A 26,114-nucleotide genomic window follows, 5' to 3' on the forward strand; every position below is an offset into this window, starting at 1 on the left:
GCGGCGTTTCGTTTCAGTGCTTCGAGCACTCCCAGCGCCCCATCGTGAACGGCAGCGCCTGCCCCGTCTCGAGCAGCGTCTTGAGGCTCGACAGCACGACCGGCCACCCGCCGCGAATCCCGCGATCCATCTCCGAGCCCGGCACCAGCCCGTCGTGGGTGACCGTCAGCTTCACGACGCCCTCGTGCGGCTCGACGACGTAGGTCACGCGCGATTCCCCGCTCTCCCCCGACGGCGAGCGCCACGTGACGACCAGGCGGCGCGGCGGATCGTTCTCCACCACTTCGCCGACGATGTCGACCCGCGACGGATCGTCGTAGTCCTGATGTTCCCAGCGCGAGCCCGGCCGCCAGTCGGGCGACGCGTTGCGGTGCCGCACCCAGTAGTCCTTCGTCAGCTCGGCGTTGGTCAGCGCGTCGAACACGCGCTCGGGCGTCGATGCAATGAACGTCACGTACACAAAGGCGGGATTACTCATCGTCGTCTCCAGAATCGCGGGCCGCTTCCAGCCCGCGCTTGAGATCCGCCAGCGCCTGCAGGCGCTGACGCTCGAACTTGCCGATCCAGCGTTCCGCGATGTCGTGGATCGGCACCGGATTCAGGTAATGCAGCTTCTCCCTGCCGCGCCACGTCGTCGCGACGAGATTCGCGGCCTCGAGCAGCGCGAGATGCTTGCTCGCGGCCTGCCGGCTCATCGCGAGCCCGTCGCACAGCTCGGAGAGCGTCTGTCCGCTTTTCGCACGCAGCAGGTCGAGCAACTGACGGCGCGTGGCATCGGCCAGCGCCTTGAAAACGAGATCCATGCCGCTCCCGGGTCAATGGCCTTATTATGCAACCAAATAGTTGCATGTCAAGGATGACAACTCTACTGACAATACGGTGTCAGCAGGCCGCGATCACACTGCAATCCCGGCGCAATGCAAGGCTGGTTTCCGCACCGAACCCGAACAACAACGCAACAAGGAGCTCGTCATGACATCCGCAACTGCCACTGCCACCCTGGAGCGCGCGATCGCGTGGTTCGACATTCCGTCCCTCGATTTCGACCGGGCGATCCGCTTTTACGAAACCGTGCTGCAAACGACGCTGCAGCGCGAAGTCATCGGCGGCGTGCCGATGGCCACGTTCGACCGCGACGCATCGAGCACGGGCGGCAGCATCGTGTTCGATCCTCAGCAGATCAAGCCGAGCGCGAACGGCGTGCTCGTCTACCTGAACGCCGGCGAATCGGTCGTCGCGGCGCTCGAACGCGCGAAGCGCGCGGGCGGCGTCGTGCAGGGCTCGGTCGTCGAGCTGCCGAACAACTACGGCTACGTCGGCTACCTGATCGACACCGAAGGCAACCGCGTCGGCCTGCACGCGCCGAAATGCCACTGAGCGCAGCGGCCATCGGACTCGCGCGGCGCTATCATCGCGAAGTCCCCACTGCCGTTGGAGCCGAGGTGCCGTCATGACGCGCCGTGCCGACCGCCTGTTCCAGATCGCCGAGCTCTTGCGCGGACGTCGTCTCACGACCGCGCAGCAGCTGGCCGACTGGCTGTCGGTGTCGCCGCGCACGGTCTATCGCGACGTGCGCGACCTGCAACTGTCAGGGGTGCCGATCGAAGGCGAAGCCGGCATCGGCTACCGGCTGAACCGCAACGCGAGCCTGCCGCCGCTCACGTTTACGGCCGAGGAGCTCGCGGCGCTCGCCACCGGCGCGCGCATGCTCGAAACCTGGGGCGGTGCGCGCTTCGCGAGCGGTGTGCGCTCGGCGCTCGCGAAGATCGCGTCGGCCATGCCGGCCGACAAGCGCGCCGCGCTCGACCGCCTGCCCGTGTTCGCGCCGTCGTTCCACATCGACGAGACGTTTTGCGCGAAGGTCGATGCGATCCACCAGGCCATCGACACGCGCCACGTCGTCAGCTTCGACTACCGCGACCGGCTCGGCGCGCATTCGCAACGCCGCGTGTGGCCGCTCGGGCTCGTCTACTGGGGCGGTCGCTGGACGATCGGCGCGTGGTGCGAGCTGCGCGGCGATTTCCGTACCTTCGACATCGCGCGGATGGGCGACATCATCGTGCACGAACAGTTTCCGGACATGGAAGGACGGCGGATCGCCGATTACATGCGGATCGCGGAAGCGCCGATGCGCTGACGCGGTACGACGGCACGCGCACCGCGCGCGGCACGCCGTCGACGTCCATGTTCCGGGCGGCCGTGCGGCGCCCGGCCCTGCCTTTCCCTACGCGCCGAACACCACCGTCCGCTTCGGCCGCTCGTCGACGTGCAGCGAGAACACGTCGGGCCGCGCGTAATGCCCGACCACGTCGAAGTCGTAGCGCGCCCGCACGAGTTCGTCGGTATCGATACGCGCGGTCACGAGCCCGGCCGTGCCGATCAGCGGCTCCGTCAGCAGGTCGCCGAGCGGCCCGACGATCACGCTGCCGCCGCGGATCAGCGGCCGCTCCGGATCCCAACCCGGCACGTCGATGCCGAGCGCGCGCGGCGACGGCTGCACCTGGCACGCGCTGACGACGAAGCAGCGCCCCTCGTGCGCGATATGCCGCATCGAACTCTGCCAGACATCGCGCTCGTCGACGGTCGGCGCGCACCAGATCTGTACGCCCTTCGCGTACATCGCGCAGCGCAGCAGCGGCATGTGGTTCTCCCAGCAGATCGCGGCACCCGCGCGGCCCGCGGCCGTGTCGACGACAGGCAGCGTCGAGCCGTCACCCTGGCCCCAGATCAGCCGCTCGGTGCCGGTCGGCATCAGCTTGCGGTGCTTCGCGACGAGCCCGTCGCGCGGATCGAAGAACAGCGCCGTGCAGTACAGCGTGCTGCCGCCGCGCTCGATCACGCCGACCACGAGGCTCGCGCCCGTGCGCTGCGACAGCGCGGCCAGCTCGTCGGTTTCCGGCCCCGGCACGTCGATCGCCTGCGCGGCGTAGCGCGCATACGCGTCGCGCCCTTCGGGCAGCCGGTAGCCGAGCCGCGTGCCGAAGATCTCGCCTTTCGGATAGCCGCCCAGCACGGCCTCGGGCAGCACGACGAGCGACGCGCCGCTGTCGCGGATCGCGGTTTCGTAGCCGAGGATCGTATCGAGCGTGGCGCGCGTGCCGGCGGGCGATGCGCCGATCTGCAGCGCGGCGATGACTGACGTGGACATGAAGGCGTCTCCGGTGAATGGGGTAACGCCATCTTTATCGATATGATGTCATCGATCAAATCGATAGAACGATAAGTGTCATGAATGCAGATGATATCGCCGGCCTCGACCTGAACCTGCTGAAAGTGTTCGAGGCGCTGTACGAGGAAGGCGGCGCGAGCCGGGCGGCGCTGCGGCTCGGCCTCACGCAGTCGGCGGTGAGCGCGGCGCTCGCGCGGCTGCGCGTGATCTATGCCGCTCCGCTGTTCGTGCGCACCGGCCGCGGGCTCGCGCCGACGCCGCGCGCGGACGAACTGAAACCGATCCTGTCCGACGCGCTCGACCGTTGCCGCGAAAGCCTCGCGATCGCGGCCGACGGCGGCGACCGCATCGGCCGCACGATCTCGATCGGGCTGTCGGACGACTTCGAGATCGCGCTCGGCCGCGCGCTGATCGACGCCGTTGCGCGGGAGGCCGCCGGCATCCGGCTGATCTTCCGGCAAACCCACAGCGGCATCGCCGGTGACGCGCTGCTGCGCCACGGCGTCGACCTTGCGATCGCATCGGGCGGCTTCTCGGCGAACGGGCTCAGCCGGCGCGCAATCGCGACGGGCGGCTATGCGTGCCTGATCGACCCGGCCGCACGCCCACGGTCGCCGCGCACGCTCACGCTCGCCGATTTCCTGCGGCGCGACCACCTGCTCGTGTCGTCGGGCGGCGTGATCGGAATCGTCGACGAGGCACTGGCCACGCTCGGCCACAAGCGGCGCGTCGCGGCGTCGACCACGCATTTCGCCGCGTTGCCGTACCTGCTCGCCGGCTCCGACGCGGTGGCGACGATTCCCGCGCACGCGGCGCGCGTGATCGCGCACTCCACCCCGCTGCGCGCGCTCGCCTGCCCGGTCGACTTGCCGCACTACCCGGTCGAAATCGGCTGGCGCACGAGCACGCAGCGCGACCCGGCGATCGTGCGCGTGCGCGACACGATCGCCGCGTGCGTCGCGAACCTCGTCGCACCATGAAAACGGCCCGGCCGGCTTGCGCCGGTCGGGCCTGTCCTTTGAGGTTGCCCGTGAATCGAGGCGCGCAGCCGCGTAGCCGGCGCGTGCGTCAGTCGACCGCCTTCACCATGTCCTCGATGACCTTCTTCGCATCACCGAACACCATCATCGTCTTGTCCATGTAGAAGAGATCGTTGTCGAGGCCCGCGTAGCCGGCCGCCATCGAGCGTTTGTTGACGATCACCGTGCGCGCCTTGTACGCCTCGATGATCGGCATCCCCGCGATCGGCGATGCCGGGTCGTTCTTCGCGGCCGGATTCACGACATCGTTCGCACCGAGCACGAGCACGACGTCGACCTGGCCGAATGCGCCGTTGATGTCGTCCATCTCGAATACGATCTCGTAGGGCACTTCCGCTTCCGCGAGCAGCACGTTCATGTGGCCCGGCATCCGCCCCGCGACCGGATGGATCGCATACTTCACGTCGATGCCCTTTTCGACCAGCTTGTCGGTCAACTCCTTCAGCGCGTGCTGCGCACGGGCGACGGCCAACCCATAACCCGGCACGATCACGACCGTTTCCGCGTTGCCGAGCATGAACGCCGCGTCTTCGGCCGAGCCCGATTTCACCGGCCGCTGCTCCTTCGCACCTGCTGCGCCGCCCGCCGCCGCCTCGCCGCCGAAGCCACCGAGGATCACGTTGAAGAACGAACGGTTCATCGCGTGGCACATGATGTACGACAGGATCGCGCCCGACGAGCCGACCAGCGAGCCCGCGATGATCAGCATCGCGTTGTTCAGCGAGAAGCCGATGCCGGCCGCTGCCCACCCCGAGTACGAGTTCAGCATCGACACGACCACCGGCATGTCCGCGCCGCCGATCGGGATGATGATCAGCACACCGAGCGCGAACGCGATCGCCGTCATGACGATGAACGGCAGCCACGACTGCGTGATGAAGAACAGGATGCCGAAGCCGAGCATCGCGAGCGCGAGCATCAGGTTGAGCAGGTGCTGGCCCGCATACACGACCGGGGCGCCCTGGAACAGCCGGAACGTGTACTTGCCCGACAGCTTGCCGAACGCGATCACCGAACCGGAGAACGTGATCGCACCGACGAACGTGCCGATGAACAGCTCGACGCGGTTGCCGTACGGGATGAAGTTCGCCGCGACGGCATCCTGCGGCACGAGCCCGAACGCTTCCGGCTCCGATACCACAGCGTACGCGATGCACACGGCCGCGAGACCGATCAGCGAGTGCATCGCCGCGACGAGCTCCGGCATCTTCGTCATCTCGACGCGCGCGGCGACGAACGCCCCCACGCCGCCGCCGACAATCAGCGCACCGAGCACCAGCGCGAGGCCGAGCGGCAGGTTCGCGTCGAGCCACGCCGCCTGCTTGACGATCAGCGCGATCGTCGTGAGGATCGCGATGGCCATCCCGGCCATCCCGAACAGGTTGCCGCGCCGCGCGTTCTTCGGGTTCGACAGGCCCTTCAGAGCCTGGATGAAGCACACCGACGCGACGAGGTACAGCAGCGTGACGACGTTCATGCTCATCGCGCGCCCTCCTTCGCCGGCTTCGGCGCCTTCTTGCGAAACATCTCGAGCATGCGCCTCGTCACGAGGAAGCCGCCGAACACGTTGACGGCCGCGAGCGCGACCGCGAGCGTCCCGAACACCTTGCCGGCCGTGCCGACGGTGAGCGCCGCCGCGAGCATCGCGCCGACGATCACGATCGCCGAGATCGCGTTGGTTACGGCCATCAGCGGCGTATGCAGCGCCGGCGTGACGTTCCACACCACGTGGTAGCCGACGTACACCGCCAGCACGAAGATGATCACGTCGATCACCGTGTGATTGATGACTTCCATGGTCGCCTCCTCCCCCGGTTACTTGCGCGCGACTTCGCCGTCGCGGCACAAGAGCGTCGCGGCGACGATGTCGTCGGTCAGGTCGATGTTCAGCGTGCCTTCCTTCGTGACGATCAGCTTCATGAAGTCGAGCAGGTTGCGCGCATACAGCGCCGACGCGTCCGACGCGACCATCGCCGCGAGATTCGTGTAGCCGGCGATCGTCACGCCGTGGTGCACGATCACCTGGTCGGCGACCGTCAGCGGGCAGTTGCCGCTCTTGCGACCGTCGAATTCCGGGCCGCGGCCGGCCGCGAGATCGACCAGCACCGAGCCCGGCTTCATCGACTGCACGGTTTCGACCGAGATCAACGTCGGCGCCGGACGCCCGGGAATCAGCGCGGTGGTGATCACGATGTCGGCCTGCCTCGCGCGCTCGTGCACGAGCGCGGCCTGGCGGCCGAGCCACGACGGTGGCATCGGGCGCGCATAACCGCCGACACCCTGCGCAGCCTCGCGCTCTGCGTCGGTTTCGTACGGGACGTCGAGGAATTTCGCGCCGAGCGACTCGATCTGCTCCTTCACGGCCGGCCGCACGTCGGACGCCTCGATCACCGCGCCCAGCCGCTTCGCGGTCGCGATCGCCTGCAGGCCCGCGACGCCCGCGCCGAGGATCAGCACGCGCGCGGCCTTCACGGTGCCCGCGGCCGTCATCAGCATTGGAAAGAAGCGCGGATACAGCGCCGCGGCAACCAGCACGGCCTTGTAGCCCGCGATGTTCGCCTGCGACGACAACACGTCGAGACTCTGCGCGCGCGTCGTGCGCGGCGCGGCTTCGAGCGCGAAACCGGTCACGCCGGCCGCGGCGAGCTTCGCCGCCTGCTCGCCGTTGAACGGGTCAAGCATGCCGACCAGCACGGCGCCACGCTTGAGCAACGGCAGCTCGGCGTCGGTGGGCGCCTGGACCTTCAGCACGATGTCGACGTCGAAAGCGGCCGACTGGCCGGTCAGTTCGGCACCGGCGGCCGCATAGGCTTCGTCGGGATAACTGGCTGCGATGCCGGCCCCTTTCGCGATACTGACCCGATGCCCGGCCGCCGCGTATTTCTTCACGGTTTCCGGCGTCGCGGCCACACGCGCCTCGTTCGCCCGCGTCTCGGCAGGCACGCCAATATGCATCGCCGGTCCCTCCAGTCATCGCCGGTATGTCGTTTCTTGCGATTTCTGCTGCGCAACGAGCCGGGCAGGCTGACGACCGGCTCACGAGCAACGGCATTCACGTTTCACTTTAGGCGAAAGCGACGGTCGCGCCAGCCTTTGCGCACGATCGTGCGAGATCGAGGCGTCGGCCCGGCCGGCGTTGCCGCACATCGGCGGGACGGACGATTACGAGGGTCGGATTCGTCTGACCGAACGCCCGGCAGCGTTCGGGCGCAACCGGTAAAATGCCGAACCATGAAACCCGAAATCTGGACCCCGCATGTGACGGTCGCGGCGCTCGTCGAGCATGCCGGCCGCTTTCTCGTGATCGAGGAAGAAACCTCGTCGGGCCTGCGCATCAACCAGCCGGCAGGCCATCTCGAAGCCGGCGAAACGCTGGCCGACGCCGTGATTCGAGAGACGCTCGAGGAAACCGCGCACCCGTTCACGCCCGACGCGCTGGTCGGCGTCTATCTGGCGCACTACGACCGTCCCGGCACCGCCGGCGCGACCTACCTGCGCTTCACGTTCTGCGGCACGGCCGGCGAGCCGATCGCGGGCCACGCGCTCGACGACGGCATCGTCCGCACGCTGTGGATGACCGCCGACGAACTGCGCGCGTGCAGCGAGCGCCATCGCTCGCCCGCGGTGATGCGCTGTGTCGACGATTACCTCGCCGGGCGGCGCATTCCGCTCGATTTCGTGCACACGCATTCGGTCGCGCCGCGCCCCGAGGCATTCGAACGTCAGGCGGTCAACAAATGAGCAAGCGCCGTGTAGTGGTGGGCATGTCGGGCGGCGTCGATTCGTCGGTGACCGCGTGGCTGCTGAAGGAACAGGGTTACGACGTGGTCGGCCTGTTCATGAAGAACTGGGAAGACGACGACGACGGCGAATACTGCTCGACGCGCCAGGACTGGATCGACGTCGTGTCGGTGGCCGACCTGATCGGCATTGACGTGGAAGCCGTCAACTTCGCGGCGGAATACAAGGATCGCGTGTTCGCCGAATTCCTGCGCGAATACTCGGCCGGCCGCACGCCGAACCCCGACGTGCTGTGCAACGCCGAAATCAAGTTCAAGGCGTTCCTCGATCACGCGATGTCGCTCGACGCGGAAATGATCGCGACGGGCCACTATGCGCGCGTGCGCGAGCGTGACGGACGTTTCGAGCTGCTGAAGGCCTTCGATCATACGAAAGACCAGTCGTATTTCCTGCACCGGCTGAACCAGGCGCAACTGTCGAAGACGATGTTCCCGCTCGGCGAGATCCCGAAGACCAAGGTGCGCGAGATCGCCGCGCAGATCGGGCTGCCGAACGCGAAGAAGAAGGATTCGACCGGCATCTGCTTCATCGGTGAACGGCCGTTCCGCGATTTCCTGAACCGCTATCTGCCGACCCAACCCGGCCCGATGAAGACGCCGGACGGCAAGGTCGTCGGCGAGCACATCGGCCTCGCGTTCTACACGTTCGGCCAGCGCAAGGGCATCGGCCTCGGCGGCAGCAAGAGCGGTAGCGGCGAACCGTGGTTCGTCGCCGCGAAGGACATCGCGTCGAACACGCTGTACGTCGTGCAGGGCCACGATCATCCGTGGCTGCTGGCGCGCGAGCTCGTCGCCGGCAACGTGAGCTGGGTCGCCGGCGAGCCGCCGGCCGACGGCTTCGCGTGCGGCGCGAAGACGCGCTACCGGCAGGCCGACGCGGCATGCGCATTCGGCGCCGCCGCGCCGGGCCCGGCAGGCGAAGCACGCTTCTCGCTCGCGTTCGACGACGCGCAGTGGGCGGTCACGCCCGGCCAGTCGGCCGTGTTGTACGACGGCGAGATCTGTCTCGGCGGCGGCATCATCGAAAGCGCGGCGACCGGCGACCGACAGGCGCTCGACGTGCCGGCGCTCGCGGCCGCACGCTGACGCGCTGCCGGTGCCGCGCGAGCGGCGCCGGCAGAAAGCGGCCGCGCCCGCGGCCGCCCGCCTTTTCAACGCATCTGCTGCACGGCCGCATCGTAGCGCTCGCGCGCCGCGTCGAGCACGGGGAAATGCCGCTCGGCCCAGCGATCGAGCGCCGCGAGCGTGTCCACCAGCGATTCCGCCACCGGCGTCAGCCGGTACTCGACATGCGCGCGCCGCGCGGCGATCGCAATGCGTTCGATCAGCCCGTTGCGCTCCAGCTCGCGCAGTGTCTGCGTGAGCACCTTCTGCGAAATACCGCCGATGCGCCGCAGCAGCTCGCCGTTGCGCAGCGGCCGCCCGGCCAGCGCCGGCAGGATCAGCAGCGTCCATTTGCCGGCGATCAGCGCGAGCGCGTCGCGCGCCGAACAGTCCGCCGCGTAGACGTCGCCGGGAAAAGCCATGGTTACCTCCGGGTGCGTGATTGCGCGGCCCCGCTGCCGCCGGCCATCATCGTCGCATACTCACGGAGCCCGCCATGCATGCGCTGATCGTCGTCGCCCATCCCGAACCGCAGTCGTTCAACGCGGCTCTCTCCCATGCGGCGGCCGACGCATGGCGGGCGGCCGGCCATACCGCAACCATCGCGGACCTGTACGCCGACGCGTTCGACCCGAGCGAGGCGCCGCGCCATTACGCAGACCGGCTCGACACGACGCGTTTCGACGCGCAACGCGAGCAGCGCCACCACTGGGAACGCGGCACGCTCGCACCGGAGGTCGGGCATCACGTCGGGCTGCTGCAGCGGGCCGACGCGCTGATCCTGCAGTTCCCGCTGTGGTGGTTCGGCGCGCCGGCGATCCTGAAGGGCTGGATGGATCGCGTGTTCGTCTACGGCGGCCTCTACAGCAGCCGCCGGCGCCATGACAGCGGCGTGCTGCACGGGCGCCGCGCGCTGCTGAGCGTGACGACCGGATCGTCGGCTGACGCCTGCGCGCCCAACGGCCGCGAGGGCGACACGCGCCTGCTGCTGTGGCCGCTCATGTATGCGCTGCGCTACGTCGGCTTCGACGTGCTCGAACCGCACCTGATCCACGAGGTCCGTGGCGATCTGGCCGGCGACGCCGCACGGCACCGCGATGCGCGCCTCGCGCAAGCGCTCGCGGACTACCGCGCGCGACTGCGCGCCTGGCACACGTGGCCGCGGGTGCCGTTCAACCGCGACACGGACTTCGAAGCCGGCGTCACGCTGAAGCCCGACGCGCCCGCGTACGGCCCGTTCATCCGCCACGCCGGCACCGGACGCTGAGCGCGAACTCGGCAACGCGAGCTTCACTGGACCCGTAGTAGACTCTCGACCATCGTGGGCGCCGGCGGCGGCCAGGCACGGCTCGGGCACCCCGCCCGCCGGCCCGGCGCGACGTAGCGGGCGCCGACCTGCCGGCCGCCGCGCGACCGCTCGCGAGCGGTGGCCATCCAGATAATTACGACGGAGTCCCCATGTTTTCCCGACGCTATCTCGCGATGTGGTGCGCGGTCGTGCTGTTCGTGGCCGTCGCGGCGCTCGCCGCGCGGCACACGATCGCGTGGCTGTGGATCCTGATTCCCGCCGCCCTCGTCGCACTCGGCCTGTACGACCTGAAGCAGGACCGCCACGCAATCCTGCGCAACTACCCGCTCTGGGGCCACTTCCGCTTCCTGTTCGAATTCATCCGACCTGAAATCCGCCAGTATTTCGTCGAGGACGACACCGACGAGAAGCCGTTCTCGCGCGCACAGCGCAGCCTCGTTTACCAGCGCGCGAAGAACGTCGCGGACAACCGCCCGTACGGCACCGAGCTGAACGTGAAGGCCGTCGCGCACGAATGGATCAGCCACTCGCTCGCGCCGACGAAGCTGCCGAACCACGATTTCCGCGTCCGCGTCGGCGCGAATCGCGCGCAACCGTACGACATTTCGATTTTCAACATCTCGGCGATGAGCTTCGGTTCGCTGTCCGCGAACGCGATCCGCTCGCTGAACCTCGGTGCGAAGAAAGGCGGTTTCGCGCACGACACGGGCGAAGGCTCGCTGTCGAAGTACCACCGCGAGAACGGCGGCGACATCATCTGGGAAATCGCGTCCGGCTACTTCGGCTGCCGCAACGACGACGGTACCTTCAACCCCGACAAGTTCGCGAAGCAGGCCGCCGATCCGCAGGTCAAGATGATCGAGGTCAAGCTGTCGCAGGGGGCGAAGCCCGGCCACGGCGGCGTGCTGCCGGCCGCGAAGATCACGCCGGAAATCGCCGAGACGCGCGGTGTGCCGATGGGCAAGGATTGCATCTCGCCCGCGACGCACTCGGAATTCTCGACGCCGCGCGGGCTGCTCGAATTCGTCGAACGGCTGCGCACGCTGTCGGGCGGCAAGCCGACCGGCTTCAAGCTGTGCGTCGGCCATCCGTGGGAATTCTTCGGGATCGCGAAGGCGATGCTCGAGACCGGCATCGTGCCGGACTTCATCGTCGTCGACGGCGCAGAAGGCGGCACGGGCGCGGCGCCGCTCGAATTCACCGACCACGTCGGCGTGCCGCTGCAGGAAGGGCTGCTGCTCGTGCACAACACGCTCGTGGGAATCGGCGTGCGCGATCGCGTGAAGATCGGCGCGAGCGGCAAGATCATCACCGCGTTCGACGTCGCCCGCACGCTCGCGATCGGCGCGGACTGGGTGAACTCGGCGCGCGGCTTCATGTTCGCGGTCGGCTGCATCCAGGCGCAGACCTGCCACACGGGCCGCTGCCCGACCGGCGTCGCCACGCAGGACCCGGTGCGCCAGCGCGCGCTCGTCGTGCCCGACAAGGCCGACCGCGTGTACAACTTCCACCGCAACACGCTGCACGCGCTGCAGGAGCTCGTGCAGGCGGCCGGCCTCGCGCATCCGTCGGAGCTGCGCGCGCATCACATCGTGCAGCGCATCGCGCCGCACGAGGTCCGGCTGATGTCGCAGTTGCTGAAGTACCTGAAGCCCGGCGCGCTGCTCGACGGCAACACCTGCGGCTTTACGCTGTACGACAAGTGGTGGCCGATTGCACGCAGCGATTCGTTCACGCTGGGCGAGGCCGTGTACGCGTCGATCGAATGAAGCGAGCGCCCCCGCCGCGGGGCGGTCCGGCAAAAAGAAAAGCGCCCCGCGGGGCGCTTTTCTTTTGTCTGCCGAATGCGTAAATGCGTGTATGCGGCGTGGTGCGGCTCAGTTCTGCGGCAGCGTGTCGGCGAACGACGGCCGCTGCAGCAGCTTCACGAAGTGCTTGTCGAGGTTCGGGTGACGATCGCGCCAGTTGAGCTCGGGCATCCGGAAGTCGAGATAGCCGAGCGCGCAGCCGAGTGCGATGTCGGCGAGCGTGTAATGATTACCGACGCACCACGTCTTGCCGCCGAGCCCCTGCGACATCGCGACGAGAGCGTCGTCGATCTTGCGCTGCTGGCGCGCGATCCAGCTCGCGCTGCGCTGCGCTTCGTCACGCAGTGTGTATTCGAGGCGAATCGCCACGGCCGCGTCGAGCACGCCGTCGCCCAGCGCTTCCCAGCAGCGTACTTCGACGCGCTCGCGCCCCGACGGCGGAATCAGTTTGCCGACCGGCGACAGCGTATCGACGTATTCACAGATCACGCGGGAATCGAACACCGCGGCACCATCCTCCATCACGAGGCACGGGACCTTGCCGAGCGGATTCGATGCATGAATATCCGTCTCCGGCGCCCACACGTTCTCGAGCTCCAGCTTGTAGTCGATCTTCTTTTCAGCAAGCACGATCCGCGCCTTGCGGACGTACGGGCTGCCGAGCGAACCGATTAATTTCATCATCTGCCTTTTTTGGGGAACCGCCGAGAGTATACGTTGTCGCCGATCATAACCGGCCAGCGTCGCGTGATAGAAAATCGCCCGGCCGGCCTGTGGATGGTTTGCAACAGCCTCCGCGCGGGCCTCCCGGCGCGGCTTCCCGCCCCTCTCTCACGCGCGGCGCCCCGCGGCGCTACAATCGCACGATGAATGCGCCCCTCGATACCGCCATCGCCGTCGACGTCTACCGCCAGCGCCGTGAACGCGTGCTTGCCGCACTGCGTGCCGCCGGCGGCGGCGTCGCCATCGTTCCCACCGCGCCGGAACTGCTGCGCAACCGCGATACGACGTACCCGTACCGGTTCGACAGCTACTTCCACTACCTGACGGGCTTCACCGAGCCGGATGCCGTGCTCGTGCTGAACGCGGCCGCGCCGCACGGCGCGCCGGAGTCGATCCTGTTCTGCCGCGGCAAGAATGCCGACCGCGAGATCTGGGAAGGCTTCCATTACGGGCCCGAAGCCGCGCGCGACGCGTTCGGCTTCGACGCGGCGTTCGCGGTCGACGTGATCGATACCGAGATGCCGCGCCTGCTCGCCGACTCGGGCACCGTGCACTACCGGTTCGGCGCATCGGCCGACTTCGAGCGCCAGCTCGCGGGCTGGATCGATGCGGTGCGCGCACTGGCACGCACGGGCGTCGCCGCGCCGGACGCGATGCTCGACCTCACGCCGCTCGTCGACGACATGCGGCTCGTGAAGGACGAGCACGAGCTGGCGATCATGATGCGCGCCGCGCACATTTCCGCGCTCGCACACCGCCGCGCGATGCAGGCGTGCCGCCCCGGCATGCGCGAATACGAACTCGAGGCCGAGCTGCTGTATGTGTTCCGCAAGCACGGTGCGCAATCGCCCGCGTACGGCTCGATCGTCGCGGCCGGCGCGAATGCGTGCGTGCTGCACTACCCGGCCGGCAACGCAACCGCGAAGGACGGCGACCTGATCCTGATCGACGCCGCGTGCGAACTCGACGGCTACGCGTCGGACATCACGCGCACGTTCCCGGCCAACGGGCGCTTCTCGCCCGCGCAGCGCACGCTGTACGACATCGTGCTCGCCGCCCAGGAGGCCGCAATCGATGCGACGCGCGCCGGCGTGCCGTTCGAGGCGCCGCACGACGCCGCCGTGCGCGTGCTCGCGCAGGGGCTGCTCGACACCGGCATCATCCCGAAAACGCGCTTCTCGAACGTCGACGACGTGATCGCCGAGCGTGCGTACACGCGCTTCTACATGCACCGTACCGGCCACTGGATCGGCATGGACGTGCACGATTGCGGCGACTACCGCGAACGGCTCGCCGAGCGCGACGGCAACGGCGCGCTGCCGTGGCGCACGCTGAAGGCCGGCATGACGCTGACGGTCGAACCCGGCCTGTACGTGCGCGCAGCCGACGACGTGCCGCCCGAGTACTGGAACATCGGCATCCGTATCGAGGACGACGCGATCGTGCGCGAGCAGGGCTGCGAGCTGATCACGCGCGGCGTGCCCGTCGCGGCCGACGAGATCGAAGCGCTGATGCGCTCGCTCGCATGACCGGCTGCCGCCGACCGTTACCTCCGTTTCACGAATCAAGATGACGACCGCTTCCTCCCCGGCCACGCCGGACTACGACCTCGCCATCGTCGGCGCGGGCCCCGTCGGGCTCGCGATCGCCGGCTGGCTCGCGCGCCGCAGCGCCACGCAACACGCATCGATCGCGCTGATCGATGCGCGTGAACCGGCCGCGAGCGCAAACGATCCGCGCGCAATCGCCGTATCGCACGGCAGCCGCGTGTTGCTCGACACACTCGCGTGGCCCTCCGACGCGACACCGATCGAACATATCCACGTATCGCAGCGCGGCCATTTCGGCCGCACGCTGATCGACCGCGACGAGCACGACGTCGCCGCGCTCGGCTATGTCGTGCGCTACGGCTCGCTCGTGCAGGCGCTCGCGGGCGCCGTGCGCGGCACCCGCGTCGACTGGCTCACGTCGACCACCTCGCGCGCGCCGCAGCAGGATGCCGACGGCGTCACGCTGACGCTCGATGGCCCGCAAGGCGAACGCACGCTGCGCGCACGCATCGTCATCAATGCCGAAGGCGGGCTGTTCCACGAACAGCAGGACGATGCGGCCAAGCATCGCCGCGACTACGGACAGACCGCGCTCGTCGGCACGGTCACGGTATCGGCGCCGCGCCCGAACGTCGCATGGGAACGCTTCACGCACGAAGGCCCGCTCGCACTGCTGCCGCTCGGCGGGCCGCGCCAGGCCGAGTACGCGCTCGTCTGGTGCTGCACGCCCGACGAAGCGGCGCGCCGCGCCGCGCTGCCGGACGACGCGTTCCTGCGCGAGCTCGGCAGCGCATTCGGCGAACGCATGGGCGACTTCGTCGCGATCGCGGGCCGCGCGTCTTTCCCGCTCGGCCTGAATGCCGCGCAGACGCTCGTCAACGGCCGCGTCGCGATCGTCGGCAATGCCGCGCAAACCCTGCACCCCGTCGCGGGCCAGGGGCTCAACCTCGGGCTGCGCGATGCGCACACGCTCGTCGACACGCTGTCCGCGCAAGGCTTCGAAGCGACCGCGCTCGCCACCTTCAACGCGCGCCGCGCACTCGACCGGCGCTTCACGATCGGCGCGACCGACACGCTGGCACGCCTCTTCACGATCGACTCGGGCCCGCTCCCGCTGCTGCGCGGCGCCGCGCTCACCGCGCTCGAGTTCGTTCCACCGCTCAAGAAGGCGATCGCGCGCCAGATGATGTTCGGCCAGCGCAACTGACGCGCGGCGCGCACAGTCGCGCCGCTCAAACCGGGTCAAATCGGCGGGGCATGGGAATACGGTAAAATGCGCGTTTCCGTCTGCCCTTTCCCTGCCCGCGCCCGTCGCGGGCGGTGCCATTGCGATGCCCGTTATCGGCCCTCACGTATTGCGTAACAACCTGTTCGTCGCCCCGATGGCCGGCGTGACGGATCGACCGTTCCGCCAGCTCTGCAAGCGGATGGGGGCCGGTTACGCCGTGTCCGAGATGGTCGCGTCCAACGCGCAGCTGTGGAAAAGCGCGAAGACGATGCGGCGCGCGAACCACGAAGGCGAGGTGGAGCCGATCGCGGTCCAGATCGCGGGCGCCGATCCGGCGATGATGGCCGAAGCGGCCCGCTACAACGTCGACAACGGCGCGCAGATCATCGACATCAACATGGGCTGCCCGGCGAAGAAGGTCTGCAACGTCGCGGCCGGCTCCGCGCTGCTGCAGAACGAGCCGCTCGTGCAGCGCATCGTCGAGGCGGTCGTCGCGGCGGTCGGCACGGGGCCCGATGCGGTGCCCGTCACGCTGAAGATCCGCACGGGCTGGGATCGCGAGCACAAGAACGCGATCACGGTCGCGCGCCTGGCCGAAGCCGCCGGCATTTCGATGCTCACCGTGCACGGCCGCACGCGCGCCGACCTGTACCGCGGCGACGCCGAATACGAAACCATCGCGGCCGTGAAGGCGGCGGTGCGGATTCCGGTGGTCGCGAACGGCGACATCACGTCGCCCGCGAAGGCGAAGGCCGTGCTCGACGCAACCGGCGCCGATGCACTGATGATCGGTCGTGCCGCGCAAGGTCGGCCGTGGCTGTTCCGCGAAATCGATCATTTCCTGCAAACCGGCGAGCTGCTGCCCCCGCCGTTGATCGACGAGATCCAGCACGTGATGAACGAACACCTGGAAGACCACTACGCCTTCTATGGTGAATTCACGGGAGTCCGTACTGCGCGCAAGCACATCGGCTGGTACACTCGCGGCCTTTCCGGTGCCAACGGGTTCCGGCACAGGATGAACACGCTCGATTCCTCCCGCGAGCAGCTCGCCGCCGTCAATGCATTCTTCGAGGCGCAAAAGGCGCTGTCGGACCACCTCGTCTACGTCGATGACGAAGAGGAAAACGGCCAGGGCGAGTCGGACGACCATAACCAGTTAGCAGCATGAGCAAGCACAACATCGAACAATGTGTCCGCGAGAGCCTGGACGTGTATTTCCGGGATCTAGACGGCTCCAATCCGCACGACGTCTATGAAATGGTGATGTCCTGCGTCGAAAAGCCGATGCTCGAGGTCGTGCTCGTACAGGCAGGCGGCAACCAGTCGCTCGCCGCGGAGTACCTCGGCATCAATCGCAATACGCTGCGCAAGAAGCTGCAGCAGCACGGCCTGCTGTAGGCGGCCGTCCCGTCCCCGTTTCCCTGGCTATTGGTGGTTCCATCATGATCAAGCAAGCGCTCATTTCCGTTTCCGACAAGACCGGCATCGTCGACTTCGCGAAGTCGCTGTCCGACCTCGGCGTCAAGCTGCTGTCGACGGGCGGCACCGCGAAACTGCTCGCCGACGCCGGCCTGCCCGTTACCGAAGTGGCCGATTACACGGGCTTCCCGGAAATGCTCGATGGGCGCGTGAAGACGCTCCACCCGAAGGTGCACGGCGGCATCCTGGCCCGCCGCGACCTGCCCGAGCACATGCAGGCGCTGGAACAGCACGGCATCCCGACGATCGACCTGCTCGTCGTGAACCTGTACCCGTTCGTCGCGACGATCGCGAAGGACGACTGCACGCTCGCCGACGCGATCGAGAACATCGACATCGGCGGCCCGACGATGCTGCGCTCGGCCGCGAAGAACCACCGCGACGTGACGGTGGTCGTCGATCCGGCCGACTACGCGGTCGTGCTCGATGAAATGAAGACGAACGGCAATGCGGTGGGTTACGCGACCAACTTCCGCCTCGCGACGAAGGTGTTCGCACACACCGCGCAATACGACGGCGCGATCACGAACTACCTGACGAGCCTGACCGACGAGCTGAAGCACGCATCGCGCAGCGCGTACCCGGCCACGCTGAACATGGCGTTCGACAAGGTGCAGGACCTGCGCTACGGCGAGAACCCGCACCAGAGCGCCGCGTTCTACCGCGACCTCGCGACGCCGGCCGGCGCGCTGGCAAACTACCGCCAGCTGCAGGGCAAGGAACTGTCGTACAACAACATCGCGGATTCCGACGCGGCATGGGAATGCGTGAAGACGTTCGACGCGCCGGCCTGCGTGATCATCAAGCATGCGAACCCGTGCGGCGTCGCGGTCGGCAACGATTCGGCCGACGCGTACGCGAAGGCGTTCCAGACGGATCCGACGTCGGCCTTCGGCGGCATCATCGCGTTCAACCGCGAAGTCGACGAAGCGGCCGCGCAAGCGGTGGCGAAGCAGTTCGTCGAAGTGCTGATCGCACCGTCGTTCTCCGACGCCGCGAAGCAGGTGTTCGCCGCGAAGCAGAACGTGCGCCTGCTCGAGATCGCACTGGGCGACGGCCATAACGCATTCGACCTGAAGCGCGTGGGCGGCGGCCTGCTCGTGCAGTCGCTCGATTCGAAGAACGTGCAACCGAGCGAGCTGCGCGTCGTCACGAAGCGCCAGCCGACCGCGAAGGAAATGGACGACCTGCTGTTCGCGTGGCGCGTCGCGAAGTACGTGAAGTCGAACGCGATCGTGTTCTGCGGCAACGGCATGACGCTCGGCGTCGGCGCAGGCCAGATGAGCCGCGTCGATTCCGCGCGCATCGCGAGCATCAAGGCGCAGAACGCGGGCCTCACGCTGGCCGGTTCGGCCGTCGCGTCGGATGCGTTCTTCCCGTTCCGTGACGGCCTCGACGTCGTCGTGGCAGCCGGCGCGACCTGCGTGATCCATCCGGGCGGCTCGATGCGCGACGACGAAGTGATCGCGGCAGCCGACGAGCACGGCATCGCGATGATCCTGACGGGCGTGCGCCACTTCCGTCACTGATCGCATGCGGCCCGCGCGGCCGCGGCACGACAACCCGGCGGCGTCGCACCCGCCGGGTTTTTTATTGCGCGACGCCCTCGTACGCGAACGTGCGGCCGGCGCACCGCACCATTCGTTGTAGTATCGCTGCATCAGGTTTCTCTCCTCACTCATGCGAATTCTCGGCATCGACCCCGGCCTGCGCGTCACCGGCTTCGGCATCATCGACGTCAGCGGCCACCGGCTCGCCTATGTCGCGAGCGGCGTGATCCGCACGCCGACCGCCGACCTGGCCACCCGGCTCGGCACGATCTTCCAGGGCGTCTCGACCATCGTGCGCGAGCACGCACCCGATCAAGCCGCGATCGAAAAGGTATTCGTCAACGTGAACCCGCAGTCGACGCTGCTGCTCGGCCAGGCGCGCGGCGCCGCGATCTGCGGCCTCGTCGCGGGCGGCCTGCCCGTCGCCGAATACACGGCGCTGCAGCTCAAGCAGGCGGTGGTCGGCTACGGCCGCGCGACCAAGACGCAGATGCAGGAAATGGTCACGCGGCTGCTCAATCTCTCCGGCCAACCGGGCTCCGACGCGGCCGACGCGCTCGGCATGGCGATCTGCCACGCGCACGGCGGCAACACGCTCAGCACGCTCGGCGGCCTCGCGCCCGCGCTCGCGAAGAAAGGGCTGCGCGTGCGGCGCGGGCGGCTGGTCGGCTGACACCGCGCGTGCCGGTGTGCGGTGCACCGCATCGGGCGTGTTGACCGATTCGACCGCACGCGGCACGCCCACCACAGCCATTGCCCCGGCCTGACGGCCGATCCCGTCGGCATTGCGCCGCACGTGCGCTACACTCGCGCTTTATTCCTCGCATCCCGTCCTCCATGATCGGTCGCATCGCCGGCATCCTGCTCGAAAAGAACCCGCCTCATCTGCTCGTCGACTGCAACGGCGTCGGCTACGAAATCGACGTGCCGATGAGCACCTTCTACAACCTGCCGCAAACGAGTGAACGCGTCGTGCTGCTCACGCAGCAGATCGTCCGCGAGGACGCGCACCTGCTGTACGGCTTCCTCACGCCGCAGGAGCGCACGACCTTCCGCGAGCTGCTGAAGATCACCGGCATCGGCGCGCGCATGGCGCTCGCCGTGCTGTCCGGCATGAGCGTGCAGGAACTCGCGCAGGCCGTGACGATGCAGGACGCCGCGCGCCTCACGCGCCTGCCCGGCATCGGCAAGAAGACGGCCGAACGCCTGCTGCTCGAACTGAAGGGCAAACTCGGCGCCGATCTCGGTGCGCTCGCCGGCGCCGCGTCGCCGTCCGACCACGCGACCGACATCCTCAACGCGCTGCTTGCGCTCGGCTATTCCGAAAAGGAAGGCCTTGCCGCGATCAAGAACGTGCCGGCCGGCACCGGTGTATCCGAAGGCATCAAGCTCGCGCTGAAGGCGTTGTCGAAGGTGTAACGCGCGTTCAATCCGGCTGTTGAAACCAGTGTCGCGCGGCGCCGCACCGCGCGCCAGTCGGCCGTTCGGCCAGGTGGGCCGGAACGCGTCGCGCGGTACAATGGCCGCATGATTGAAACCGACAAACTCGCCACCGAGCAGCGGATCATCGCCGCCACGCCCACCTCGTCGCACGAGGAGGTGTTCGAACGTGCGCTGCGGCCGCGCCAGCTCGACGACTACGTCGGCCAGGAAAAGGTGCGCGGCCAGCTCGAGATCTTCATCGAAGCCGCCAAGCGCCGCTCCGAACCGCTCGACCACGTGCTGCTGTTCGGGCCGCCGGGCCTCGGCAAGACGACACTCGCGCACATCATCGCGCGGGAGATGGGCGTGAACCTGCGCCAGACATCGGGCCCCGTGCTCGAACGCGCGGGCGATCTCGCCGCGCTGCTGACGAACCTCGAGGCGAACGACGTGCTGTTCATCGACGAAATTCACCGGCTGTCGCCGGTCGTCGAGGAAATCCTGTATCCGGCACTCGAGGATTACCAGATCGACATCATGATCGGCGAAGGCCCGGCCGCGCGCAGCGTGAAGCTCGACCTGCAGCCGTTCACGCTGGTCGGCGCCACCACCCGCGCCGGGATGCTGACCAACCCGCTGCGCGATCGTTTCGGGATCGTCGCGCGCCTGGAGTTCTACGACGCCGAGCAGTTGTCGCGCATCGTGCGGCGCTCGGCGTCGTTGCTGAACGCGCAGATCGATCCGAACGGTGCGCTGGAAATCGCGAAGCGCGCGCGCGGCACGCCGCGGATTGCAAACCGGCTGCTGCGCCGCGTGCGCGACTTCGCGGAAGTGAAGGCCGATGGCCAGATCACCGCGGCCGTCGCCGATGCCGCGCTCGCGATGCTCGACGTCGATCCGGTCGGCTTCGACCTGATGGACCGCAAGCTGCTCGAGGCGATCCTGTACAAGTTCGACGGCGGCCCGGTCGGTATCGACAACCTCGCGGCGGCGATCGGCGAAGAGCGCGACACGATCGAGGACGTACTCGAACCGTACCTGATCCAGCAGGGCTTCCTGCAGCGCACGCCGCGCGGGCGCGTCGCGACGCTGCTCACGTATCGCCACTTCGGGCTTTCCGTGCCCGACACCGGCCGCACCGAACGCGGCGAGTGGGATACCCCCGACGGGAAGTAACCCGTCGCCCGAGCCGCACCCGCCATGACGACGCCGCCCAGCCGCCACCCCGCCGCACCCGCACCGGGCCCGCGCTGGGCCGAGCCGATCCGCAAGCGGCTCGTGGCCGGCGTCACGCACCTGACGGCGGGCGGCGGCGGCCCGTCGCTCGACCTCTCCTCTCCGCCGGGAGACCCGGGGCTGTTCGGCCCCGACGCCGTCTGCTGGCGCGTGCATGCCGACTTCACGTCGATGATGACGGGCGGCATCGCCGCGCTGCTGCTGCAGGCGCTCCATCCGCTCGCCCTCGCGGGCGTCTGGGATCACTCGTCGTTCCGCACCGACATCCTGGGCCGCTTGCGGCGCACCGCCACGTTCATCACCGGTACGACGTTCGGTAGTCGCGCGGACGCACTCGCGCTGATCGAGCGCGTGAAATCGATCCACGCGCACATATCGGGCACCGCGCCGGACGGCCGGCCGTACCGCGCCGACGATCCGGCGTTGCTGACCTGGGTGCATGTCGCGGAAGTGTCGAGTTTCCTCGCCGCGCATCTGCGCTACGTGAATCCGGCCCTGCCGGGCGAGTTGCAGGACCGCTACTACGCCGAAACCGCATTGATCGCCGAACTGCTCGGCGCACACGAGGTTCCCCGTTCGCGTGCCGAGGTGGCCGCGTATCTCGCGCGCATGCAGCCCGAACTCGAGGCCGGGCCGCGTACCTTCGACGTGATGTCCATCCTGCTGAACGTGCCGGTCGCGAAGCCCGCGCTGCGGCCGGCCGCGTCGCTGGTGATGCATGCCGGGATCGACCTGCTGCCCCCGTGGGCGCAGCGCATGCTCGGTGTGTCGGCGTTCGCGCCGCTGCGACGCGCGGTGGTCCGGCCCGGAATATGGGTCGTCGCACCCGTGCTGCGCTGGGCGCTCGTAAACGGCGCGTCAAAGCGTGCGCGCCGCCGCGCCACGGCAACACCGCCCGACGGCACTCCGCCAGCCTGACGATTCGCTTCCTCCTATCATTTCAATTTACTGTCAAATACCTGTGACAAGCTGACGGGCTTGCACCCGCGCACGGTCGCATGCGCCGTACGTCCCGCCTGCCCGTGACCCGCGCGGTGTCCCGCCAACCCGACCGACACCCGATGCCCGCGATGCCACGCCTGCCGATCCGTTTTGCCCTTGCCGCCAGCCTGTCCGCCGTCTTCGCCCTCAGCGCCTGCGGAGGTGACGATGTCGCCGCCGTCGCGCGTTCGGACGCGCAAACGCCGTCCGGCGGCACCCCGACCACGCCTGCCCCGACGCCGCCCGCCACCGTCACGCCGCAACCGGGCAAGTGGAAGGCCGCCCGTGCGGGCGACCTGATCGACGTGACGCTCGGCGACCTCCATCCGACGCAAGGTGCAATCGGCTATGACCAGATCTACTACAAGCTCGGCCGCTACGAACTGCAGCCCGACAAGAAATTCGACGACTTCTGCGCGGACGAAGGCCTGGGTGGCATCGCTTCGGCTGGCTACACGGCCAAGTCGGTGCTGCGCGAGCCCGCGAGCTACATGTGCACGACGACCGACGCAAACGCCCGCGACCGCTCGGTGCTGAACCCGGTCGTGATCGGCCCGAACGGCGATGCGCTGTACCTGACCGACGGCCACCACGGCCTGTCGACCTACTACGAGACGCCCGACGGCGGCCCGGCGCTGCACGTGCACGTCGTCGTCAAGGACAACCTCAGCAACTACTCGGGCGACGCGTTCTGGCAGCAGATGCAGAACCGCGGCTATCTGCGCCTCAAGAACGGTGAAGGCAAGCCGATCACGAGCGCCCAGCTGCCGACCGGGCTCGGCCTGAAACTCGGGATGACGAACGACCGCTACCGCTCGCTCGTCTATTTCACGCGCGACATCGCCTACAGCAAGCCCGCACAAGCCACCGACTACCTCGAGTTCTACTGGGCCGACTGGCTGCGCGCGCAACCGGGCACGTTCTCGCTCGCCGGCTATGACCTGACGCGCGCCGGCGCAACCGACCCCGATCCGGCGAAGGCCGACACGGGCTATCTGAATGCGGTCTGGAATGCATCGACGCGCATGGTCGCGGCCACGGATCCCGTGATCGACGGCAAGACGGGCGCCGACCTCGGGCGCGCGGACGCGATCAACGGAGGGAAGAAATACAACAAGGGGGAATTCGACAAGCTGCGCCAGCCGATCGCGGCGGACAAGCCCGGCAAGATCGCGTACGCGCTCGACTACAAGACGCGCCACGCGCTACCGCAGTAAGCAGCCAGCACCACACCGGAACGCAGGAAGGGAGCCCGGCCGGCCATGCCGGACGGGGCCCGCTGGCTCAGAGCACCTTTCGGTACCCGTCGTCGTCGCTTGCGGCATCCAGGTGCGATACGTCGGCCCACTGCACGACCTGCGCGCGGCCATCCACGTAGTCGACGACGTTGATGCTCGTGTTGAGCAGTTGATAATTGCGCGGCGCCGAGAGTTCAATGCCGTTCGCAAACCGGTACACGCTGTCGAGCACGCCGCCGTGCGCGACACACGCGATCCGGCCGCCCGGGTGCGCGGCCACGATCGGCTCGAGCGCATGCAGCACACGATGATAGAACTCACGCTGCGACTCGCCGCCTTCCGGCGCGAAGCCCGGATCGCGCGTCTGCCACACCGCGTATGCGTCCGGAAACAGCACCTCGATCTCGGTGCTGTCGTGCCCCTGGAATGCGCCGTACGAGCGTTCGCGCAGCCCTTCCCGCAGCAGCAGCGGCAACCCGAGCGCATCGGCGAAGGGCTGCGCGGTCTGTTGCGCGCGCATCAGGTCGCTCGAATAGACCGCGTCGATCCGCGCACCGTCACGCGCGTCGCGTGCGAGCCGCGCGGCCAGCTTTTGCGCCTGCGCGAGCCCCGTGTCGGCCAGCGGAATGTCGATATGACCCTGGATGCGCTTGATGCGATTCCAGGCCGTCTCGCCATGGCGGATGAAAAGAATCTGCGTGGTGGCCATCGCGGCGCGTCTCCGGGGAAGAATCAGGGCCGCACTTGCAGCCAGAATGTCACGGGGCCGTCGTTGACGAGCGAAACCTGCATGTCGGCGCCGAACTCGCCCGTCTCGACGACCGGATGGCGCGCACGCGCTGCCGCGACAAAATAGTCGAACAGCCGCGCACCTTCGTCGGGCGGCGCGGCCGGCGTGAAGCTCGGACGCAGCCCGCTGTTGGTATCGGCCGCCAGCGTGAACTGCGACACGAGCAGCAGGCCGCCTGCGCGGCCTTCACCGTCGATATTCGACACCGGCAGGTTCATCTTGCCGGCGGCGTCGCTGAACACACGGTAGCCGAGCATTTTCGCGACCAGTTTGTCGGCCGCCGCGTCGGTGTCGCCGCGCTCCGCGCAGACGAGCGCGAGCAGGCCCGCGCCGATCTCGCCCGTCGTGCGGTCGCCGACGCGCACGTCGGCGCGCTTCACGCGCTGGATCAGCGCGATCATGCGGTCAGCGTGACACGCGCGAAGCGGCGCTTGCCGACCTGCACGACGAACTCGCCGGCCTCGACCTTCAGGCCCTTGTCCGACACGGTCGCACCATCGATCTTCACGCCGCCCTGCTCGATGTTGCGCAGCGCTTCGCTCGTCGACGGCACGAGGCCGGCCTGCTTCAGCAGTTGGCCGATCGCGAGCGGCGCGCCCGCGAGCGTGACCGACGGAATGTCGTCCGGCACGCCGCCCTTCGCGCGGTGGTTGAAGTCCTCGAGCGCACGCTCGGCGTCGGCCTGCGAGTGGAACCGCGCGACGATTTCCTGCGCGAGCAGCACCTTGAAGTCGCGCGGGTTGCGGCCGCCTTCGGCCTCGCGCTTGAAGCCGGCGATCTCGTCCATGCTGCGGAACGACAGCAACTCGAAGTAACGCCACATCAGCGTGTCCGAGATGCTCATCAGCTTGCCGAACATGTCGGTCGGCTGCTCGCTGATGCCGACATAGTTGCCCTTCGACTTCGACATCTTCTCGACGCCGTCGAGGCCTTCAAGCAGCGGCATCGTGAGAATGCACTGCTGTTCCTGGCCGTACTGCTTCTGCAGTTCGCGGCCGACCAGCAGGTTGAACTTCTGGTCGGTGCCGCCGAGCTCGAGGTCGGCGTTCAGCGCGACCGAATCGTAGCCCTGCATCAGCGGGTACAGGAATTCGTGGATCGAGATCGGCACGCCGCCCTGGAAGCGCTTCGTGAAATCCTCGCGCTCGAGGATCCGCGCGACCGTGTAGCGCGACGCAAGCTTGATCATCCCGTCCGCGCCGAGCGGCATCGACCATTCGCTGTTGTAGCGGATTTCGGTCTTGTCGCGATCGAGCACGAGCGCGGCTTGTTCGAAGTAGGTCTTCGCGTTCGACTCGATCTGCTCGCGCGTGAGCGGCGGGCGCGTCGCGTTGCGGCCCGACGGATCGCCGATCAGCGACGTGAAGTCGCCGATCAGGAAGATCACCGTGTGGCCGAGGTCCTGAAGCTGACGCATCTTGTTCAGCACGACCGTATGGCCGATGTGGATGTCGGGTGCGGTCGGGTCGAGGCCGAGCTTGATGCGAAGCGGCGTGCCCGTCGCCGCGCTGCGCGCGAGCTTCTGCGCGAACTCTTCCTCGACCAGCAGCTCGTCGACGCCGCGCTTCGTGACGGCGAGCGCATGCCGGACTTCGTCAGTGATCGGGAAAACGGGCTTGGAACTGGGTTCGGTGCTCATCGGTGCCAGGAAGAATGTCGCAAAAACAGGGATTTTCCCATAACT

The 26,114-nt window shown here is 68.0% G+C and carries 28 protein-coding genes; 17 read left to right on the plus strand and 11 right to left on the minus strand.

The window, feature by feature from the left end; genetic code table 11:
- Nucleotides 1-13: 13 nt before the first annotated feature.
- Nucleotides 14-478: an SRPBCC family protein gene (locus tag HAV18_RS34130; protein ID WP_166964744.1), complete on the minus strand. Its 465-nt coding sequence runs from the start codon at nt 476-478 to the stop codon at nt 14-16.
- Nucleotides 471-803 (minus strand): helix-turn-helix transcriptional regulator, encoded by a 333-nt coding sequence (locus HAV18_RS34135; RefSeq protein WP_166964746.1) that lies wholly within the window; start codon nt 801-803, stop codon nt 471-473. Before HAV18_RS34135 ends, HAV18_RS34130 begins: the two co-directional genes overlap by 8 nt.
- A 169-nt stretch (nt 804-972) precedes the next feature.
- Between HAV18_RS34135 and HAV18_RS34140 the strand changes: the two genes are divergently transcribed.
- Entirely contained in the window at nt 973-1,377 is a 405-nt protein-coding gene (locus tag HAV18_RS34140) for a VOC family protein (RefSeq protein WP_166964748.1), read from the plus strand.
- Between the two features lie 73 nt (nt 1,378-1,450).
- A complete protein-coding gene (locus tag HAV18_RS34145; RefSeq protein ID WP_166964750.1) occupies nt 1,451-2,137 on the plus strand; it encodes a YafY family protein in 687 nt (228 codons plus the stop codon).
- 87 nt (nt 2,138-2,224) lie between these two features.
- Here HAV18_RS34145 and HAV18_RS34150 read toward each other — a convergent pair whose 3' ends face one another.
- Nucleotides 2,225-3,148, minus strand: coding sequence for a carbon-nitrogen hydrolase family protein (locus HAV18_RS34150; protein ID WP_166964752.1), 924 nt, complete (start codon nt 3,146-3,148; stop codon nt 2,225-2,227).
- Nucleotides 3,149-3,228: 80 nt separating this feature from the next.
- Between HAV18_RS34150 and HAV18_RS34155 the strand changes: the two genes are divergently transcribed.
- Entirely contained in the window at nt 3,229-4,149 is a 921-nt protein-coding gene (locus HAV18_RS34155) for a LysR family transcriptional regulator (RefSeq protein WP_166964754.1), read from the plus strand.
- A gap of 88 nt (nt 4,150-4,237) precedes the next feature.
- Here the strand turns inward: HAV18_RS34155 and HAV18_RS34160 are convergent, their stop codons facing one another.
- From HAV18_RS34160 to HAV18_RS34165, 3 genes are read right to left on the minus strand one after another with little or no spacing between them, the layout of a single operon-like run.
- Nucleotides 4,238-5,692, minus strand: a complete 1,455-nt coding sequence (locus HAV18_RS34160) for an NAD(P)(+) transhydrogenase (Re/Si-specific) subunit beta (RefSeq protein WP_166964755.1) — start codon at nt 5,690-5,692, stop codon at nt 4,238-4,240.
- The gene (locus HAV18_RS39745) at nt 5,689-6,006 is read right to left on the minus strand and encodes an NAD(P) transhydrogenase subunit alpha (RefSeq protein ID WP_208102235.1); all 318 of its coding nucleotides are present in this window, start codon (nt 6,004-6,006) and stop codon (nt 5,689-5,691) included. The genes HAV18_RS34160 and HAV18_RS39745 overlap by 4 nt, the downstream gene beginning before the upstream one ends.
- A gap of 18 nt (nt 6,007-6,024) precedes the next feature.
- Nucleotides 6,025-7,164, minus strand: coding sequence for a Re/Si-specific NAD(P)(+) transhydrogenase subunit alpha (locus tag HAV18_RS34165; protein ID WP_208102236.1), 1,140 nt, complete (start codon nt 7,162-7,164; stop codon nt 6,025-6,027).
- 276 nt (nt 7,165-7,440) lie between these two features.
- Here HAV18_RS34165 and HAV18_RS34170 point away from each other — a divergent pair, with 276 nt between their 5' ends.
- A complete protein-coding gene (locus tag HAV18_RS34170) occupies nt 7,441-7,950 on the plus strand; it encodes an NUDIX hydrolase (protein WP_111941371.1) in 510 nt (169 codons plus the stop codon).
- The gene (gene mnmA / locus HAV18_RS34175; RefSeq protein WP_166964757.1) at nt 7,947-9,095 is read left to right on the plus strand and encodes a tRNA 2-thiouridine(34) synthase MnmA; all 1,149 of its coding nucleotides are present in this window, start codon (nt 7,947-7,949) and stop codon (nt 9,093-9,095) included. The genes HAV18_RS34170 and mnmA overlap by 4 nt, the downstream gene beginning before the upstream one ends.
- Nucleotides 9,096-9,160: 65 nt before the next feature.
- Here mnmA and HAV18_RS34180 read toward each other — a convergent pair whose 3' ends face one another.
- Nucleotides 9,161-9,535 carry a helix-turn-helix domain-containing protein gene (locus tag HAV18_RS34180; RefSeq protein WP_166964759.1) on the minus strand — a complete coding sequence of 125 codons (375 nt, stop codon included), beginning with the start codon at nt 9,533-9,535 and terminating at the stop codon, nt 9,161-9,163.
- A gap of 74 nt (nt 9,536-9,609) precedes the next feature.
- Here HAV18_RS34180 and HAV18_RS34185 point away from each other — a divergent pair, with 74 nt between their 5' ends.
- Together HAV18_RS34185 and HAV18_RS34190 are read left to right on the plus strand one after the other, a co-directional pair.
- Nucleotides 9,610-10,380, plus strand: a complete 771-nt coding sequence (locus HAV18_RS34185) for an NAD(P)H-dependent oxidoreductase (RefSeq protein WP_166964761.1) — start codon at nt 9,610-9,612, stop codon at nt 10,378-10,380.
- Between the two features lie 191 nt (nt 10,381-10,571).
- Nucleotides 10,572-12,191, plus strand: a complete 1,620-nt coding sequence (locus tag HAV18_RS34190) for an FMN-binding glutamate synthase family protein (protein WP_166964763.1) — start codon at nt 10,572-10,574, stop codon at nt 12,189-12,191.
- Nucleotides 12,192-12,299: 108 nt separating this feature from the next.
- On the opposite strand, the gene HAV18_RS34195 is transcribed toward HAV18_RS34190, so the two are convergent.
- Nucleotides 12,300-12,911, minus strand: coding sequence for a glutathione S-transferase family protein (locus HAV18_RS34195; protein ID WP_166964995.1), 612 nt, complete (start codon nt 12,909-12,911; stop codon nt 12,300-12,302).
- Between the two features lie 185 nt (nt 12,912-13,096).
- Between HAV18_RS34195 and HAV18_RS34200 the strand changes: the two genes are divergently transcribed.
- The 10 genes from HAV18_RS34200 (at nt 13,097) to HAV18_RS34245 (ending at nt 23,619) form a co-directional block, all read left to right on the plus strand.
- Nucleotides 13,097-14,482, plus strand: coding sequence for an aminopeptidase P N-terminal domain-containing protein (locus tag HAV18_RS34200; RefSeq protein ID WP_166964764.1), 1,386 nt, complete (start codon nt 13,097-13,099; stop codon nt 14,480-14,482).
- A gap of 40 nt (nt 14,483-14,522) precedes the next feature.
- Complete coding sequence (locus tag HAV18_RS34205) at nt 14,523-15,710, plus strand: UbiH/UbiF/VisC/COQ6 family ubiquinone biosynthesis hydroxylase (RefSeq protein WP_166964766.1); 1,188 nt, start codon at nt 14,523-14,525, stop codon at nt 15,708-15,710.
- A gap of 124 nt (nt 15,711-15,834) precedes the next feature.
- On the plus strand, nt 15,835-16,902 hold the full coding sequence (dusB, locus tag HAV18_RS34210) for a tRNA dihydrouridine synthase DusB (RefSeq protein WP_166964768.1): 1,068 nt from the start codon (nt 15,835-15,837) through the stop codon (nt 16,900-16,902).
- Nucleotides 16,899-17,132 (plus strand): Fis family transcriptional regulator, encoded by a 234-nt coding sequence (locus tag HAV18_RS34215; protein ID WP_006476892.1) that lies wholly within the window; start codon nt 16,899-16,901, stop codon nt 17,130-17,132. Before dusB ends, HAV18_RS34215 begins: the two co-directional genes overlap by 4 nt.
- Before the next feature lie 44 nt (nt 17,133-17,176).
- The gene (gene purH / locus HAV18_RS34220; RefSeq protein WP_166964770.1) at nt 17,177-18,742 is read left to right on the plus strand and encodes a bifunctional phosphoribosylaminoimidazolecarboxamide formyltransferase/IMP cyclohydrolase; all 1,566 of its coding nucleotides are present in this window, start codon (nt 17,177-17,179) and stop codon (nt 18,740-18,742) included.
- A 151-nt stretch (nt 18,743-18,893) separates the two neighbouring features.
- On the plus strand, nt 18,894-19,436 hold the full coding sequence (gene ruvC, locus HAV18_RS34225) for a crossover junction endodeoxyribonuclease RuvC (RefSeq protein ID WP_085041738.1): 543 nt from the start codon (nt 18,894-18,896) through the stop codon (nt 19,434-19,436).
- Between the two features lie 164 nt (nt 19,437-19,600).
- The gene (ruvA, locus tag HAV18_RS34230) at nt 19,601-20,182 is read left to right on the plus strand and encodes a Holliday junction branch migration protein RuvA (protein ID WP_166964772.1); all 582 of its coding nucleotides are present in this window, start codon (nt 19,601-19,603) and stop codon (nt 20,180-20,182) included.
- A 108-nt stretch (nt 20,183-20,290) separates the two neighbouring features.
- Nucleotides 20,291-21,361, plus strand: coding sequence for a Holliday junction branch migration DNA helicase RuvB (gene ruvB / locus HAV18_RS34235; RefSeq protein WP_166964774.1), 1,071 nt, complete (start codon nt 20,291-20,293; stop codon nt 21,359-21,361).
- Between the two features lie 24 nt (nt 21,362-21,385).
- Nucleotides 21,386-22,339, plus strand: a complete 954-nt coding sequence (locus HAV18_RS34240; RefSeq protein ID WP_166964776.1) for an oxygenase MpaB family protein — start codon at nt 21,386-21,388, stop codon at nt 22,337-22,339.
- A 152-nt stretch (nt 22,340-22,491) separates the two neighbouring features.
- Nucleotides 22,492-23,619, plus strand: a complete 1,128-nt coding sequence (locus tag HAV18_RS34245; protein WP_166964778.1) for a ParB/Srx family N-terminal domain-containing protein — start codon at nt 22,492-22,494, stop codon at nt 23,617-23,619.
- Nucleotides 23,620-23,686: 67 nt separating this feature from the next.
- Here HAV18_RS34245 and HAV18_RS34250 read toward each other — a convergent pair whose 3' ends face one another.
- Genes HAV18_RS34250 through tyrS form a run of 3 tightly spaced genes read right to left on the minus strand, consistent with a single transcriptional unit; the run spans nt 23,687 to nt 26,069 of the window.
- Nucleotides 23,687-24,349 carry a histidine phosphatase family protein gene (locus HAV18_RS34250; protein ID WP_166964780.1) on the minus strand — a complete coding sequence of 221 codons (663 nt, stop codon included), beginning with the start codon at nt 24,347-24,349 and terminating at the stop codon, nt 23,687-23,689.
- Between the two features lie 23 nt (nt 24,350-24,372).
- Entirely contained in the window at nt 24,373-24,831 is a 459-nt protein-coding gene (gene dtd / locus HAV18_RS34255) for a D-aminoacyl-tRNA deacylase (RefSeq protein ID WP_166964782.1), read from the minus strand.
- Nucleotides 24,828-26,069, minus strand: a complete 1,242-nt coding sequence (tyrS, locus tag HAV18_RS34260; protein WP_166964784.1) for a tyrosine--tRNA ligase — start codon at nt 26,067-26,069, stop codon at nt 24,828-24,830. The genes dtd and tyrS overlap by 4 nt, the downstream gene beginning before the upstream one ends.
- Between the last annotated feature and the right edge of the window lie 45 nt (nt 26,070-26,114).

Source organism: Burkholderia sp. D-99, assembly GCF_011605345.1.
Classification (GTDB): domain Bacteria; phylum Pseudomonadota; class Gammaproteobacteria; order Burkholderiales; family Burkholderiaceae; genus Burkholderia.

Excerpts from the sequence above, each read along its gene's own strand:
- HAV18_RS34130 (WP_166964744.1), bottom strand. The coding sequence starts at position 478 with ATGAGTAATCCCGCCTTTGTGTACGTGACGTTCATTGCATCGACGCCC.
- HAV18_RS34135 (WP_166964746.1), bottom strand. The coding sequence starts at position 803 with ATGGATCTCGTTTTCAAGGCGCTGGCCGATGCCACGCGCCGTCAGTTG.
- HAV18_RS34140 (WP_166964748.1), top strand. The coding sequence starts at position 973 with ATGACATCCGCAACTGCCACTGCCACCCTGGAGCGCGCGATCGCGTGG.
- HAV18_RS34145 (WP_166964750.1), top strand. The coding sequence starts at position 1,451 with ATGACGCGCCGTGCCGACCGCCTGTTCCAGATCGCCGAGCTCTTGCGC.
- HAV18_RS34150 (WP_166964752.1), bottom strand. The coding sequence starts at position 3,148 with ATGTCCACGTCAGTCATCGCCGCGCTGCAGATCGGCGCATCGCCCGCC.
- HAV18_RS34155 (WP_166964754.1), top strand. The coding sequence starts at position 3,229 with ATGAATGCAGATGATATCGCCGGCCTCGACCTGAACCTGCTGAAAGTG.
- HAV18_RS34160 (WP_166964755.1), bottom strand. The coding sequence starts at position 5,692 with ATGAGCATGAACGTCGTCACGCTGCTGTACCTCGTCGCGTCGGTGTGC.
- HAV18_RS39745 (WP_208102235.1), bottom strand. The coding sequence starts at position 6,006 with ATGGAAGTCATCAATCACACGGTGATCGACGTGATCATCTTCGTGCTG.
- HAV18_RS34165 (WP_208102236.1), bottom strand. The coding sequence starts at position 7,164 with ATGCATATTGGCGTGCCTGCCGAGACGCGGGCGAACGAGGCGCGTGTG.
- HAV18_RS34170 (WP_111941371.1), top strand. The coding sequence starts at position 7,441 with ATGAAACCCGAAATCTGGACCCCGCATGTGACGGTCGCGGCGCTCGTC.
- mnmA (WP_166964757.1), top strand. The coding sequence starts at position 7,947 with ATGAGCAAGCGCCGTGTAGTGGTGGGCATGTCGGGCGGCGTCGATTCG.
- HAV18_RS34180 (WP_166964759.1), bottom strand. The coding sequence starts at position 9,535 with ATGGCTTTTCCCGGCGACGTCTACGCGGCGGACTGTTCGGCGCGCGAC.
- HAV18_RS34185 (WP_166964761.1), top strand. The coding sequence starts at position 9,610 with ATGCATGCGCTGATCGTCGTCGCCCATCCCGAACCGCAGTCGTTCAAC.
- HAV18_RS34190 (WP_166964763.1), top strand. The coding sequence starts at position 10,572 with ATGTTTTCCCGACGCTATCTCGCGATGTGGTGCGCGGTCGTGCTGTTC.
- HAV18_RS34195 (WP_166964995.1), bottom strand. The coding sequence starts at position 12,911 with ATGAAATTAATCGGTTCGCTCGGCAGCCCGTACGTCCGCAAGGCGCGG.
- HAV18_RS34200 (WP_166964764.1), top strand. The coding sequence starts at position 13,097 with ATGAATGCGCCCCTCGATACCGCCATCGCCGTCGACGTCTACCGCCAG.
- HAV18_RS34205 (WP_166964766.1), top strand. The coding sequence starts at position 14,523 with ATGACGACCGCTTCCTCCCCGGCCACGCCGGACTACGACCTCGCCATC.
- dusB (WP_166964768.1), top strand. The coding sequence starts at position 15,835 with ATGCCCGTTATCGGCCCTCACGTATTGCGTAACAACCTGTTCGTCGCC.
- HAV18_RS34215 (WP_006476892.1), top strand. The coding sequence starts at position 16,899 with ATGAGCAAGCACAACATCGAACAATGTGTCCGCGAGAGCCTGGACGTG.
- purH (WP_166964770.1), top strand. The coding sequence starts at position 17,177 with ATGATCAAGCAAGCGCTCATTTCCGTTTCCGACAAGACCGGCATCGTC.
- ruvC (WP_085041738.1), top strand. The coding sequence starts at position 18,894 with ATGCGAATTCTCGGCATCGACCCCGGCCTGCGCGTCACCGGCTTCGGC.
- ruvA (WP_166964772.1), top strand. The coding sequence starts at position 19,601 with ATGATCGGTCGCATCGCCGGCATCCTGCTCGAAAAGAACCCGCCTCAT.
- ruvB (WP_166964774.1), top strand. The coding sequence starts at position 20,291 with ATGATTGAAACCGACAAACTCGCCACCGAGCAGCGGATCATCGCCGCC.
- HAV18_RS34240 (WP_166964776.1), top strand. The coding sequence starts at position 21,386 with ATGACGACGCCGCCCAGCCGCCACCCCGCCGCACCCGCACCGGGCCCG.
- HAV18_RS34245 (WP_166964778.1), top strand. The coding sequence starts at position 22,492 with ATGCCACGCCTGCCGATCCGTTTTGCCCTTGCCGCCAGCCTGTCCGCC.
- HAV18_RS34250 (WP_166964780.1), bottom strand. The coding sequence starts at position 24,349 with ATGGCCACCACGCAGATTCTTTTCATCCGCCATGGCGAGACGGCCTGG.
- dtd (WP_166964782.1), bottom strand. The coding sequence starts at position 24,831 with ATGATCGCGCTGATCCAGCGCGTGAAGCGCGCCGACGTGCGCGTCGGC.
- tyrS (WP_166964784.1), bottom strand. The coding sequence starts at position 26,069 with ATGAGCACCGAACCCAGTTCCAAGCCCGTTTTCCCGATCACTGACGAA.